Here is a 13,684-nt window from a genome sequence, read left to right as displayed (position 1 = left end):
ATGGCAAGTAAAAAGGATTTGGTTGATGTAATGAAATCTCGTCGTCGGCTTTGGTCTCCGAGCGAGCTGTGTGATGAATTAGGTATTCACGTTTGTGACTTAGTTAGATTGGTGAAGGCGGCTCGCCGTTCTGGTGTGGATGTCCGGCATGAGAGTAGTGAACTGACGGGGTTCTCGAGTAAATACTGGTTAGCGGAGGGAGTCGAATGTTAAGTATCAGTACCCAAACAGAGATGACAATGAGTAGTCGAGAGATTGCGGAACTGACAGGTAAGCGTCACGACAACGTTCGACGCACTATAGAAAGTTTGTGGGACTTGTCTTTAATTTCGGTCACTCAATTTGAGGAACCGACCGTAGGCGGAGGGAAGCCAACGAGGGTTTATCATGTTAACGAAGAAGGCTCTTACATCGTCGTGGCGAGACTATCTCCAGAGTTTACCGCGAAAATTGTCAAACGATGGCAAGAGCTAGAAAAGCAGTCTCAACCACAAGTTCCTCAAACTTTTGCTGATGCTCTTTTGCTTGCGGCCAACCAAGCCAAAGAACTGGAAGAAAAGAACCAGGCATTAGCTATCGCAGCGCCAAAAGCCGAGTTTGCAGATGCTATTGCTGGAGCGGATAAAGGTGTGAAGCTTGGTCAGTTTGCTAAAACTGTAGGCTTGGGGCCTGTTACTATTTTCCGTGTACTTCGAGAGTTAAAGATCTTTATGAGCCGTCGTGACTCTTACAACTTGCCGTATCAGGAGTTTGTTGAACGTGGCTACTTTACGGTGAAGCAGGGCACTTACGAAAAAAACTCCCAAACTCGGATCAGCCACACAGCATTGATTACCGGAAAAGGGGAAATCTGGCTGCGTAAAAAGCTGTTGGAAACAGGTCACCTTAAGGCGGTAGCAGCGTGAGTCAGTTAGAGAAGTTGTTATTGCAACATATAAGAGCATTGAAGTTGGAAGCACCCGTGTCTGAGTATCGATTTCACGAGACACGCAGATGGCGCTTTGATTTTGCCTATCCCGATCAGCAGCTGGCTATCGAAGTAGAAGGTGGGACTTGGAGTAATGGTCGCCATAATCGAGCGAAAGGTTTTGAAGCAGATTGTGAGAAATATAACATGGCAGCATTGAGAGGTTGGACGGTTTTGCGCTTTACCGGAGATATGATTAAAAAGGGGTTAGCAATACAGATGATTGAGGAGGCACTACGTGATTAAGGTCGATATCGATATTGTACCCACTCTTAACGCAGCGGTGATCGCGCTAACACCAAATACTCAATCGTTAAAGTCACTGCTGGTGGACGGTAAGATTGGTTTAGTTTCTCCCAATCAGCGTTTGGCCACAAAGACCGCGGGAGGGTTGTCTTCGGATGACCTCTCTTTGGTGGCGTTCTTCGCTCATGAACACGTGCAACTGCTTATCGGTAGTACGGCTAAGTACGTTGATACGATTTCCGAATGTCAGCTGAAGGATGAAGGCTACTGCAATCATAATCTGAAAACTCGGGTAACCGGTGAGGGAGCGATTCGTTTGTGTTGGCATCACGACAATATGGCCGACGACAGTCACCAGGCGTTTTCGATAGCCCGAAAGAATACGGTTCGCCACGGTCTGATGGTTGTTTCTCGCCAGCTGCATGGTGAAGTAAGACACATCACGGATGTTGATTTGTGCTGGTGGGCCGTTCGCAATGACGTGTATTCATTACTTCCACAGTCTGTTCTCGATCGCCAGCTCAAGCGAGAAGAAGGCAGCAAGCGAGTCGGTGTGCTGGGAAACGTGGATACGGATGCCAGGTATGTATTCGAAGATCAGCGTAAGCAACTACAACGTTTAGCTAAGCCAGTTCTCAAATTAATCATCGATGACGATCCACCAGCGATGTACCTAAGAAAGCCGAAGCCAATCCGTTGGGAGAGTGAGAAATACCTTTCATTCGTGCGAAAGTTACCCTGTCGCGTATGTGGTAAGACTGCAGGTATCGCTCATCACCTAATCGGCCACGGAGAAGGGAAGATGGGAAGTAAGGCTTCGGACATGTTTACCTTCCCGTTATGTAATGAACACCATCAAGAACTGCACCGCGATATGAACACTTGGGAACACCAACACGGCGATCAGCTGTGGCATGTGAAGGAGACGATTAATAGAGCGCTGATGGTTGGGGCGGTGGGGTAAGAAAATGAATTAGAAATCAATCCGTCAAGCCCACTAATTAAGGTTGTTCGAAGTAGTCTTGAAGTCAGCTGCACTAAAAGTGTGTTCTATTTAACACGCTAACTTTGTTTACTTTCCTATTAAGCTATTGACTATCTATTGGTGCGCCACATAAAGGCAGTATCGTAAGGGGCAATAAACAGATTTTAGCCTGTTAAAGGCTTTTTAAGGTATTGAGATAAAAAGGTTTTGAACTTTTTTGTTTGCTGGTATCCTCGTTGATTGTCGTTTTTATGAGTGATAAATATGAGTGTACTTTCGCAAGTTCAAGTTTTGAAGAAGATACTTTTAGGCGCAGCAAAGAGCAAAAGAACGGTTTCTTATCCAGAGATTTACGATATGTTTGATCAAGATACAGAGCAAAGTGTAGTGTGGGACACATTTGAAAAGGCGTGTACAGAGTTGGCTAATCCACAGGTTGCAATTTATGGAGCACTTCTTGCCCAAAAATCAACCAAACTACCTCACAATGGCTTTTTTGATGTATTTATGAACACTCGTTACGAAGAGTTTTTGCATATAACGAACAACGATGTTGAATCTAGCAATGCGATACCGCGCGATATGCAGTTAAAGATTGTAATGAAGGAACGCGAAAGAGTTTACGAACACGCAGCTAGCTTATAACAAGCGCCTAAAGCTTCAACCTATGTTTATAAACTTTTTATGAGTACTGCACTTTTGGTTAGTTCACTACTAAGTAGCTAAAGGTTCGCGGCCTCAGAAATAAGCGATTAATAGGGCGCTGATCTTTGTAGAGGTGGGGTAAGAGTCTAAATTAGTTAGAACTTAACCTGCCCCCAAAAAATTATTTTACGAGTAGAACTGACATATTATATAAGTCGGTTCTATTCCTAGGAATATATCCATTTCTCTCCATTTCTTTCCAGTTTTGCTCACTATTAATTTAATTGGGGCTTACCAAAAATCTCTTACCAGGTCAGCTTTAGTGGTCACGTTCTTCTCAATGTTGGCTATTTGTCCCGATGTAAATTACGTGCCGTAATCAAAATGTGTTTTTAAGCACTTAATTCCTAAACATATTATTCCTGCAATTGGAATTCTATGTGAGCATGATCTCATATGTGGGTGATTATGACTATACTTCTATTTAATTTCTGATGGAGGTCCGAGATGATAAAGATGTCACCGAGATTAGTGTTTATGGTTCCAATATCTTTTTTAATGGGTTGCTCAAGTACTATCGACTCTTTCTATAATCGTCACGTTGTAGAGGACCAACTTGTAACATCACATACACGTGAACAAGAAATTGGTACCGTAGCGGTTACAGCCCAACGGCGATTGATAATCGCGAATCTGAAAACAGGAAGCTTTTGCTCAGAACCACCTCCTGAGGTTGCTGACTCTATTAGTTCTGCAATTGCTATGGCATTGGAAGCAAATATTTCAAAAGGCAAGGAGGTAAATGCTGAACTTGCTAGTAACTTCGCTCGTCACGTAAATCAGTTGTATAAAAGGGCACATACGGTTCAACTGTTCAGGGATGCGTCTTACCATTTGTGTGTAAACTCGGTAAACACCGCTAATGGTAGAAGTTCTTATGACTCCTACAAAGACGATTTGAAACATATGATGGATAGTATTCTTCCTATACTAGAGAAAGAAGTTACTGCTTATTATGAGGTTGAAAAAGAAAGAGCTAAAAATCCTCCGCCAACTTATCAAGATATTATTCTCTGTAATTCCCGTGCAGGTATTGATAGAGCAAATGATGAGAGTGCGAAAAAACTTTCAACTTCAGTAGTTTGTAGACCAATAACCAATGAGAAAAAGCAAGATATTCAGAAAGAAAAAAAAGAAGTAAAGAGTACTAGCTAGAGTATTCTTATAACTAAACCACATTGTTCTTAGTGCGTAGAGGTAGGGATTATTGTCTAGGTAGTACTATCTCTCTGTCATAGAGAGGAACGTTGATACGCTTATCAGTTATGGCGCGTGTTTTTGCAGACTAGCGATAATTGTAGGTCAAAGTATAGAGGAGATATGTTAGTATCAAGCTATAGTGTATATAGTTTTCATACATGCCATACGTATGGACTCTTTTGTGTTAACTCTAAGAGTGATTGAGCGATGAGTTCTAGTTTTTACAAGATCAAAGATACCTTAATGAGGGTTGTCACCTTTTTGAGTATATCTGCATCTAATACTTTCGTTTTTTCTGGTGAGCAAGAGTCAGACTTAGGTAAGAATGGCTTCTCTCCCTATACCGATTTTACTGATGGCGAGATCTTTCAGCATTTTAACGCAGAGGTGGCAGGTGAGAGTGCCTATACATCACAGCAATATGACATGTGTTTAAAAGAACTTGACAAAATATCACTAAGTTTATCTGAACTATACAACATTTTGGTGGAACAGAGTGATTCACAAAATATTGTTACGTTTGAGCATAAAGATCTTATTGAAGCAATTATGTCTATAGATGCCATTCAGGAGAAAGTTTATAAGCATATGAATCATTCTCAAGAGATTCTCAGAACCTACAGTGAGCCTAGAGATTCCTTGAGAAGCGTTTATGAAGGACTTTATATGCTGAACATGCGTTTGGTAAGAGTAAGTGGTGATCTGAAAAGTTTAGAGCTCCTTGTCTTTGAAGACATGTTAGATGATGATCACGAAGAGGAAAGCTCGTATCACAGCTACCTCTGAGCATTTAGCTTCAGATAACCAGAGTGGATTTCTGTACCTATTTTTTGGTGTTTTATTTTGACAAATCATTTACCCTCTTTCAGTACTAAAGATATTCAGTCATTACCTGCAAAAGTAGTTATTCACCCATTAGCTCAACAGGACATTGATGACTACAGCCAAATCCATTTTGGTATTTCGGGCAAGCTCTTGTTGCGAGCTTTCCAGATAATGTGGTCTTGGCCAAAGTTAAGCACGGCGGACCGATTACGTTTCCAAAAGAGAAGGTGTTGGTTCAAAGGCAAGCTCGGTCCTATGAGCAGACCCAGTTCTGTAGTCAACTCTAGGATAGGTAGGATGCATCTCTACAGTCCAAATCGTAAAGAGAAACTCAAACCATACGAGCCGCTAAGGCGAACTAGAATTTTATCAACAGATAGAACAAAGCATGACTGGCTCTATGAAAAAGATGGTGTAGTAAGTCCCAATATACTCAAGTTTCAGTTTAGAACGTCGGATACTTACCTAATCTATTGTAGTTCTGTACATACAGTAGATAAGTATTGCTTGTTAGGGATTGTTGATCCTGATGCTCATTATGATTGTGAGCAACTTGCTAGTTTTGCACAAACATTTGAATCTAGAGCCGAGAGTTATCAACAGTCTGCATTAAGCAAGTGATGTCTTGCTTTTTCAAGCTACTTGTGGACTTACATTTCTGACTTATAACCAAACCACATTGTTTTTATTGTTTTGATCAGAGTTACTGTCTAGGTAGTGTTTCACTTCACCATCATAAAGCAAGATGAAACACTTCCCATTTAGGTAAGTACCCACGAGGTAGTGGTTTCTCGGAATGGTATAAACGATTTTGTGACCGTCATCATCAGAACACAGCGCACACACATCCATTATCTTCAGGCGCCTTACACCTATAACGTTGCCCACTTCCATAAAGCCGCCAAAAGGGATGGCTTCCCAGTCGCCATTAGTTATTAGCACCGATACTTTATCCTCAGTGCTATCGCAACCGCATGGACCATTAGGACCGATTCGGCAGATGTGATGTCCTACTAGGCGTTGAATCGTTTTGTACATACTTCAAACTAAGAGCTATACTGTGATTATATACAGTATAGCTCTATGTAATCATGTTTCCAAACTCGTACAGGGAATATTATGGGATTAGCGACAAACATTGAAACGTGGCCGATGCCAGCGGCAATTGGTATGGCTACGGAAGGCATCAAAGCAAAGTATAATGACGGTTCTGGTGGTGGCGGTGGTTTCGGGGCTGCTGACTACCAAATGGCATCTCTAATTGATGGTGCAAAAGTGCTTTTAACGATTGATAGAATGCAGAAGAAAGCAGCGCATTTGGCCGATTGGAGCCTGTACGCCTACGCCTCACCACTTTGGAACTCGAAAGAAAACAAGAAGCGCCTTGTGGAAAGCGTGTTGAATGATTGGGTCGTGCTTTCATCTGAGCAAGGCATGATTGTTCAGAAGCGAACCTATCTCAAAGTTAAAGCGCTCATCAGTACTATCGCCGGAAATATTGCGCTCGAGCAATTGGCTGGTGCTCAGACTTACTTCGATCATGATGGTATTCAATATACGCCCAGCGTTAGCCGTCAGTTCTTAATCAAAGCGCTGGTGGAAGTAGAATGTAAAGACAAGAATATTGAGTCTGATGCGTTCAGAAAGAAACGTACGCGCTACTACCAAAACCACTGGTCTGAATGGGAAAAGCACATTGAAGTGATTCGTACCTTGCTTATTAACTACGACAAGTCCGCGCGAAAGTTATTCAAAAAAGAGCTTGAAAATAAAAACGGGGCAATTTAATGTATATATATCCATTATGGATAAGTACACAGTATTGAAAATGACCGCCACTTAGGCGGTTTTTTTGTGCCTATCATAAATTCTCGAAAACCTCGCCTCGGCGGGGTTTTTTCATTTTCACCCAAGCAGAAGGGCACTCCAGTACGGGGGTGAGTATGCGTATGAACGAAAAGATATCCAGCGCCCTATCTTATTTTTGGAATGGGGTAATAGGAGTGTTTGGGTCTATATCTGCAGATGGTTATACGGTTCTGATTGCTTTGGCTGGCATGCTCTTAACTGCCTGGATTAATAACTACTGGCAGAAAAAGCGCTTTGAAAAGGACTATGGCGATGAGGCACCTTAATTCTGCCGTCAAGATGTTAGCAGCCGCAGGGGCTTCGGCTCTTATTATGGCGACAACAATGGTAAAGACGATGGAAGGCGTTCGGTTTACTCCTTACATTGATGTCGCTGGTGTTCAAACTGTTTGTTACGGCCATACAGGAACAGACATCATCCCGGACAAAGTCTACTCACAAACGGAGTGTGATGAATTGCTTGAGTCTGATCTGGCTGATGTTAAGCGAATGGTCGACCCAATGATTCACGTTGATATTCCTGAGACGACACGAGCTGCTCTCTACTCTTTCACGTTTAACGTTGGCATAGGCTCATTCTCACGCTCGACGTTACTAAAGCTGCTCAACAAAGGTGAGTGGCATGCAGCATGTGATCAGCTTAAACGATGGGTATATGCAGCAGGCAAACCGTGGAAAGGATTGATGAACCGACGCGATATAGAGAGGGAAGTATGCCTAATGCAAAGCTGACCGTATGGGCAACAGCTATTGCGGTAGTAGTGGTTGCGACGCTCTCGGCAGCATTGTTCGAGGAAAGCAGTCGGGCTGATATCGCTGAAAGCCAGCTAACCTTGGTAAAGAGTGAGATTCAGGGCTATATCGCAGTGTTACACCAGCAGCGAGTTCAAATTCAATCCTTCAACCAATTGGGAGAGAAGCATGCAGCAGAGTTATCCGCAGCAAAAGAAGAAATTGATCGTCTTAGCGATAGTCTCAGCACTGGCTCTAAGCGGGTGTATGTCCAGGCAGATTGCCCAGCAGTGCCCGAAGCCACCAGCACCAGAAGCGTGGGCAATGCAAACACCCCAAGACTTGGAGCCGCAGCTGAACAAGATTATCTACGTCTTAGGCGAATGATGATTGAGAACGAGCAGCAGACAAAGTATTTGCAAGATTACATCAGGACTCAATGCCTAGCAGAAGATCAATTATGATCGCGGGTCCTTTCGAGCACCCTGAGCGACCACGGGGGCTCGACCTCGCAGAAAAGCTCTCGTTAAAAATTTTTTTTATTTTGGAGGTTTCCGGTTTCCGGTCAAAAACCATGAATGAGCGAACTATTCAACCCGAGCAAAAAGTTCACGCAGTTGGACATAGCGACGCTTCTTGGCATTTCATCTAGACAGGTCCGAAACCTTACGCAACAAGGGGTTCTGCCTGTCGCCAAAGGGCGAAATGGTATTGATCCTCTTGCGTGTATCCATGCTTACATTACATATAAATCGCAATCAAAAGCCTCTGATTCAAAACCGGAAACCGAGCAAGAAGATGAGGAAGCGTTTGCGAAATTAGAACGCGATCTCAAGATAGAGGAACGGCGCGAAAAGTTGGCGATGCTAAAAGCCAAGCGCGTACTGTTTGAAAAAAGTTACGCACCAATAGACATCATCGTCGACACCTTAGAACAGGTATGCGCCAGAGTGGGCACACGCCTCGACACCCTCCTTCCGAAACTAAAGAACGCATGGCCCGACATGCCACCCGAAGCGGTGGAAGTTTTAGAGGCCGTGATTGCTGCTGTATTAAATGAGTGTGCCGATGTTCAACCAAACCTCTCCGATTACATTGACAGCGATCCAGACGAAAGTCCGTCGTGGCTTGATGGGGATGAGGAGAACAATCGCCATCAAGGGAGCGGAGTGGGCCAATAAGCATTTCCGGTTAGCTGCTGGTTCTTCTCAGGAAGAAGGCTTTTGGGAAACACTGCCTTTGCAGGTTGTGCCACTCAACATGATGTGCAACCGCGCTATATCCGAGCTGACCATGCAAAAGTCGGCTCGTGTTGGCTGGTCCAAGTTGGTCATAGCAGCAAACTCTTGTCTGCATGCTCAGTTCAAAACCAACACCGTGATATACGTTCCGACAGAGAACGACGCAAAAAACATCTCTGTCACCGAGATTGATGCTGCTTGGCAGGAAATGCCAATCATGCACCAAATCTTTCCAGCCTTATTCGCTAAGGACCACCGAAACACCGTTTCCTACAAACAGGGAACAGGCTGGTCGCTGCATGTCCTCGGCACATCCACACCGCGAAACATGCGCGCTCTGACTAAAGGCGCGCTGTTTGGTGATGAGATTGACGGATGGGATTGGGAAGTCGGTAAAGAAGGTAACCCTATCGATCTTGCGCGAATGCGCTTGGAAGGTGCCGCTTTCCCGATGGCAAGGTGGGGAACCACACCAACCAATACAGGCGAGTCGCACGTTGAACGCCTAATGGCAAAGATGGAGCTGACTTTCCGCTTTTATCTGCCATGCCCACACTGCGGAACCGAGCAGGTTTTAGAGTGGGGCAGTAAAGAAGATAAACACGGCTTCAAGTGGGACAACACTCAGCCAAGTATCGAGAAAAAATCAAAGACGGTTTATTACAGCTGCGTTCATTGTGACGACCCTATCTACTACAAGCACCTCTACAAGATGGAGCTGGCAGGTCGTTGGATTGCTGAAGATGGCACATGGACACGCGATGGCCATGAGTTCTTTGATATAGACGACAACCCAGCGCCAACGCCAAGCAGCGTCGGTATTCACATTTGGTCAGGATACAACACCAAATTGAGTGCAGGTTGGCGCGGCATAGTGCGTGACTTCCTTAACAAGAAAGACGACCCAAGTCAGCTCAAAACGTTCGTCAACCTAACGCTCGGTGAGCTTTGGGATGGTGAGAACGGAGAGAAGCTGGATTGGGAACATCTCAAGTCGCGCTGTGAAATATGGTGGGCCGAGAGTCGCACCAGTAACCCAGTACCTGAGCGAGCCGTGGTTTTGACCGGAGGTATTGATACTCAGGATGACCGCATCGAACTCTTTGTGTGGGCGTGGGGACCAGGTGAGGAATGTTGGCTTGTTGAGCACATCGTTCTTCTCGGGGATTTATCGAGCCAAGTATTAAAGGATGCCGCCGGAAAAGCGCTGTATCGGACCTACAAAAAGCGCAGTGGCCAAGTGATGGACGTTCAGCTTTGGTGTTGGGACGCCATGGGCCATAAAACCGATGACGTTTACCAGATGAGTCGAACGCACGGCGTGATGTGGGTGATCCCAATTCAAGGTGAGAACCAATACGGCAAGCCGATACAAAACTTCCCTCGCAAGAAAAACAACAAAAAAGTCTACCTCACTAGGTTAGGTACCGACGGCATCAAGCAACGACTTTACAGCCGTTTAGGTTTAACCCCGAAAGGTGATGAACCTGTGCCTGGATGTGTTCACTTTCCATTGGACGATGACATAGCCGGTGATGAGTTTTTCAAGCAGCTCTGCTCAGCCAATAAAAAGTTGGAGCATGACAAATCAGGGCGACAAGTTTGGCGATGGGTGAAGCAATACCATCCATTTGATGAAGCGTTGGACGGATGGGTGTATGCGTATGCGGCACTCAACATTCTCACTCAACGCTTCGGTCTCGAACTGGAAGAGCCGCAGCCCCAACAACCTCAAGAACAACCACAAACATCCGGTCTCAGCATCGCTGAATTAGCCGCGAGATTGAAAGGTGGATCAAGATGACAAAACAAGAAATGTTGCAACAGGCCGAAGCCGCCTTTCATAGCTTGCAAACAGGAAAGATGGCGGTTTCCGTACAGAAAGGAGACCGCAAAGTTGAATACAGTCGAGCCAACATCCATGAACTTCGCGCCTACATTGATGACTTGCGTGGTCAGTTAGGATTGAGCCCAGTTCGTCGTCGCGGCCCTGCAGGAGTTTCGTTCTAATGACACACACCGGACTACTGGCTGCAGATGGTCAAACACCATTAAGAGATGCGGTGTATCGAGCTGGCGGTTCAGGGTTTGGTGGCCAGATGAGCGATTGGAACCCTCCGTCAAAATCGGTAGACGCTGCTTTCTTACCTGTCATGAGACAGGCGAACGCCAGAACAGACGATGTCACGCGCAATAACGGTATTGCTGCAAACGGCATCCAGCTACACAAAGACCACATCATTGGCTCTGAGTTTCGCCTCAGTTACAAACCAAACTGGCTATTGCTCGGCATCGATCCAGACAAAGGGTTCGTGCGTGAAGTGGAAGCCATTTTTCGTGACATCGCCGAAGACCCGAACTGCTTTATCGACGCAGAAGGTCGCCGCACGTTCACCATGATGATGCGAGAGGGCATTGAAACCCATGCTCACACGGGCGAAATCATGGCGAAGCCCGAATGGATAGACCGTCGGCATTCGCACTTTTCAACCTGCATTCGCATGGTCGCGCCACGCAAGGTTAACAACCCCAACTACATGATGGACAAACCCCATCAGCGTGGTGGGATGCGCTTCAATCGACATGGCGAAGCCATTTCCTACTTCATTGAAGAAGGAGCCGATAACTTTGGCTCGCCAAAGAAATGGCGTGAAGTACCGAAGCGTCTACGCTCGGGGCGCATGGGGTTCTTGCATATCTTTGAGCCATCGGAAGGTGGGCAATGTCGTGGCGTGAACAAGTTCTTATCGTGTTTAGAGCAATTGAAGATGCTCGACACCTTACAGAACACCACGTTACAGCGAGCGATTGTCAACGCCATGTACGCCGCCAGTATCGAGTCAGAGCTTGGAACGGACCAAGCAATGGAGTACTTGTTCGGTGCGCAGCAAAATGGCGCGGTCGAAAAGATGCTAATGACCTACGGCGATTACTACGCCAACAACGAGGTCAAGTTCAACGGCGTCAAACTGCCTCACCTCATGCCAGGTGACAAAATCAACCTGCACAGCGCAGGGAACGCCGATAACGGATTCGCGGCCTTGGAGCAATCCATCATCCGCTACGTTGCGGCTGGATTGGGCGTGGATTACGCGCAGCTGTCGCGCAATTACGCGCAAATGTCTTACAGCACCATTCGTGCTTCGCACAACGATTCATGGCGTTACTTCATGGGTCGACGAAAAATCATTGCTAACCGATTCGCCAGCCAAATCTTCGCACTCATGTTCGAAGAAATGATCTTGCGTGGCTACATCAAGCTGCCAAGCAAAGCGCGATTCAACTTCTACGAACGCCGCAACGCTTGGACCAAGTGTGACTGGATTGGCTCTGGTCGACTGGCCATTGATGGATTGAAAGAAGTCAAAGAAGCCGTACTGCGTATCGACTCAGGTCTATCGACGTATGAGAAAGAGCTCGCGCTACTCGGTGAAGACTATCAAGAAATCTTTGATCAACAGTTGGCAGAGATGGAAGAGCGCAAATCGAAAGGTTTGCCACCGCCAAGCTGGATGAAGCTACAAGCGTTAGCACCGGATAACCCAAGCGAGAGTTCAAATGAATAATTTACAACACCTAATCAGCAACACATTCAACAGGCCGCTCGCCTTAGAAGCTGGTTACGCTCGGGTATTTTTCTCGGCGCTCAGCCAACGTCTCGGCAATGTGGTCCAGATCACCGACACCGAAGGGCAAGTCCTGCGTGAGAACGACATGAAAAAAGTCGCTTCTGGCTTCTCTCGGACTCGTAGCAGTAACCGCAGCTATCAAGTCTCTCAGGGTATCGCGATCATTCCGATTGATGGTTCGCTGGTTCATAAGTATGGCCACATCAAACCCTACTCAGGGATGACAGGGTACGACGGCATTATGCACCGCTTGCGAGAAGCGGTCGCAGACCCCGAAGTCAAAGCCATTTTGCTGGATATGAACACACCGGGCGGCATGGTCGCAGGTTGTTTTGACTTGGCCGACAAAATCGCAGAGATGCGCAAAATCAAGCCTATCTGGTCCCTCGGTTACGACATGCACTGCAGTGCAGGCCAAATGATTGCGAGTGCGTGTTCAAGGCGCCTCATAACTCAAACGGGCATAGCAGGCTCGGTGGGCGTGATTATGGCGCACACCAACATCGAAAAGATGCTGGATCAGCAAGGCGTGGAAATCACCCTTGTGACGGCAGGTGACCATAAAGCCGATGGCAACCCTTACCAATCTCTGCCGAAAGAGGTGCGAGAGAAATGGCAATCCGAAGCAGAGAGCACACGTCAAATGTTCGCAGGTAAAGCCGCCGAGTACATGGGCGTCGACATTAAAACCATTCTATCGACTGAGGCGCAGGTCTACGAAGGCCAAGCCGCAGTGGATGTTGGCTTCGCAAACGAAGTCGTTAACGGTCTTGATGCCGTTCAGATAATGGCTGAACAGTTCAAGAAACAACAAACCACCTTTGATATGGGAGCCGCTATGACGGTGCAAGCAGAACAACAACCAGTCGCAACGGGTGAGCAAGGCAATCCACAACAAGCCGCCGCTCCAGCGACTCCACAAACTCCAGCTGAAGAACAGCAATCCACTCCAGAACAGCCACAAGCGAGCGCGCAAAGTGATGAGTCCACGGACCCAGCCACAAAAGAGCGTGAACGCTGCATGGGCATTATTGGCCTAGAAGAAGCCAAAGGGCGTGAAGCGCTCGCGCAGCAACTTGCCAGTAACCCAAAAATTAGCGTCGATGAAGCCAAGGCCTTGCTTGCTTCAGTACCTGTTAGTGCTACTGCGCAAAACGAGTCGGCATTAATGGCACTGGCCTCAGAGCACGGTGAACCTCTTGGTGATGATGTTGGTTCCGGTGATGTCACCGAAGAACAAAAGAACATCAAAGCGCTAGCGTCTTCATACACACGCATTTAACAA

17 protein-coding genes are annotated in these 13,684 nt (G+C 46.3%); 16 read left to right on the top strand and 1 reads right to left on the bottom strand.

Annotated features, from left to right (window positions below; genetic code table 11):
• The 7 genes from L3V27_RS15270 (at nt 1) to L3V27_RS15240 (ending at nt 4,889) form a co-directional block, all read left to right on the top strand.
• Nucleotides 1-213, top strand: coding sequence for a hypothetical protein (locus L3V27_RS15270; RefSeq protein WP_005376941.1), 213 nt, complete (start codon nt 1-3; stop codon nt 211-213).
• The gene (locus L3V27_RS15265; protein ID WP_237312226.1) at nt 207-905 is read left to right on the top strand and encodes a phage antirepressor KilAC domain-containing protein; all 699 of its coding nucleotides are present in this window, start codon (nt 207-209) and stop codon (nt 903-905) included. Before L3V27_RS15270 ends, L3V27_RS15265 begins: the two co-directional genes overlap by 7 nt.
• The gene (locus tag L3V27_RS15260) at nt 902-1,213 is read left to right on the top strand and encodes a DUF559 domain-containing protein (RefSeq protein WP_237312224.1); all 312 of its coding nucleotides are present in this window, start codon (nt 902-904) and stop codon (nt 1,211-1,213) included. Before L3V27_RS15265 ends, L3V27_RS15260 begins: the two co-directional genes overlap by 4 nt.
• Entirely contained in the window at nt 1,206-2,177 is a 972-nt protein-coding gene (locus L3V27_RS23430) for a DUF968 domain-containing protein (RefSeq protein WP_237312222.1), read from the top strand. The genes L3V27_RS15260 and L3V27_RS23430 overlap by 8 nt, the downstream gene beginning before the upstream one ends.
• Nucleotides 2,178-2,462: 285 nt before the next feature.
• Nucleotides 2,463-2,843, top strand: a complete 381-nt coding sequence (locus tag L3V27_RS15250; RefSeq protein WP_172563580.1) for a hypothetical protein — start codon at nt 2,463-2,465, stop codon at nt 2,841-2,843.
• Between the two features lie 507 nt (nt 2,844-3,350).
• Nucleotides 3,351-4,058 (top strand): hypothetical protein, encoded by a 708-nt coding sequence (locus L3V27_RS15245; RefSeq protein ID WP_193843446.1) that lies wholly within the window; start codon nt 3,351-3,353, stop codon nt 4,056-4,058.
• A gap of 252 nt (nt 4,059-4,310) precedes the next feature.
• Nucleotides 4,311-4,889, top strand: a complete 579-nt coding sequence (locus L3V27_RS15240; RefSeq protein ID WP_193843445.1) for a hypothetical protein — start codon at nt 4,311-4,313, stop codon at nt 4,887-4,889.
• Nucleotides 4,890-5,591: 702 nt separating this feature from the next.
• Here the strand turns inward: L3V27_RS15240 and L3V27_RS15235 are convergent.
• A complete protein-coding gene (locus L3V27_RS15235) occupies nt 5,592-5,966 on the bottom strand; it encodes a hypothetical protein (RefSeq protein WP_237312219.1) in 375 nt (124 codons plus the stop codon).
• Between the two features lie 81 nt (nt 5,967-6,047).
• Here L3V27_RS15235 and L3V27_RS15230 point away from each other — a divergent pair, with 81 nt between their 5' ends.
• The 9 genes from L3V27_RS15230 to L3V27_RS15190 all read left to right on the top strand — a co-directional run bounded on the left by L3V27_RS15230 (nt 6,048) and on the right by L3V27_RS15190 (nt 13,681).
• A complete protein-coding gene (locus L3V27_RS15230; RefSeq protein ID WP_213891816.1) occupies nt 6,048-6,716 on the top strand; it encodes a hypothetical protein in 669 nt (222 codons plus the stop codon).
• Nucleotides 6,717-6,871: 155 nt separating this feature from the next.
• Complete coding sequence (locus L3V27_RS15225) at nt 6,872-7,063, top strand: hypothetical protein (RefSeq protein WP_213874744.1); 192 nt, start codon at nt 6,872-6,874, stop codon at nt 7,061-7,063.
• Entirely contained in the window at nt 7,050-7,529 is a 480-nt protein-coding gene (locus tag L3V27_RS15220; RefSeq protein WP_237312217.1) for a lysozyme, read from the top strand. Before L3V27_RS15225 ends, L3V27_RS15220 begins: the two co-directional genes overlap by 14 nt.
• A complete protein-coding gene (locus tag L3V27_RS15215) occupies nt 7,511-7,993 on the top strand; it encodes a lysis protein (RefSeq protein WP_237312215.1) in 483 nt (160 codons plus the stop codon). Before L3V27_RS15220 ends, L3V27_RS15215 begins: the two co-directional genes overlap by 19 nt.
• Nucleotides 7,994-8,107: 114 nt before the next feature.
• Nucleotides 8,108-8,710, top strand: a complete 603-nt coding sequence (locus L3V27_RS15210; protein ID WP_140144400.1) for a terminase small subunit — start codon at nt 8,108-8,110, stop codon at nt 8,708-8,710.
• Nucleotides 8,598-10,574 carry a terminase gpA endonuclease subunit gene (locus L3V27_RS15205; RefSeq protein WP_237312213.1) on the top strand — a complete coding sequence of 659 codons (1,977 nt, stop codon included), beginning with the start codon at nt 8,598-8,600 and terminating at the stop codon, nt 10,572-10,574. The genes L3V27_RS15210 and L3V27_RS15205 overlap by 113 nt, the downstream gene beginning before the upstream one ends.
• Nucleotides 10,571-10,780, top strand: coding sequence for a gpW family protein (locus L3V27_RS15200; protein WP_237312211.1), 210 nt, complete (start codon nt 10,571-10,573; stop codon nt 10,778-10,780). The genes L3V27_RS15205 and L3V27_RS15200 overlap by 4 nt, the downstream gene beginning before the upstream one ends.
• Nucleotides 10,780-12,336 carry a phage portal protein gene (locus L3V27_RS15195; protein ID WP_005376956.1) on the top strand — a complete coding sequence of 519 codons (1,557 nt, stop codon included), beginning with the start codon at nt 10,780-10,782 and terminating at the stop codon, nt 12,334-12,336. Before L3V27_RS15200 ends, L3V27_RS15195 begins: the two co-directional genes overlap by 1 nt.
• A complete protein-coding gene (locus L3V27_RS15190) occupies nt 12,329-13,681 on the top strand; it encodes a S49 family peptidase (protein ID WP_005376957.1) in 1,353 nt (450 codons plus the stop codon). The genes L3V27_RS15195 and L3V27_RS15190 overlap by 8 nt, the downstream gene beginning before the upstream one ends.
• The last annotated feature ends 3 nt before the right edge of the window (nt 13,682-13,684 follow it).

The sequence above is a fragment of the Vibrio sp. J2-3(2022) genome (assembly GCF_021725735.1).
Taxonomy (GTDB): domain Bacteria; phylum Pseudomonadota; class Gammaproteobacteria; order Enterobacterales; family Vibrionaceae; genus Vibrio; species Vibrio diabolicus.
This window is presented reverse-complemented; position numbering and strand designations above follow the sequence as displayed.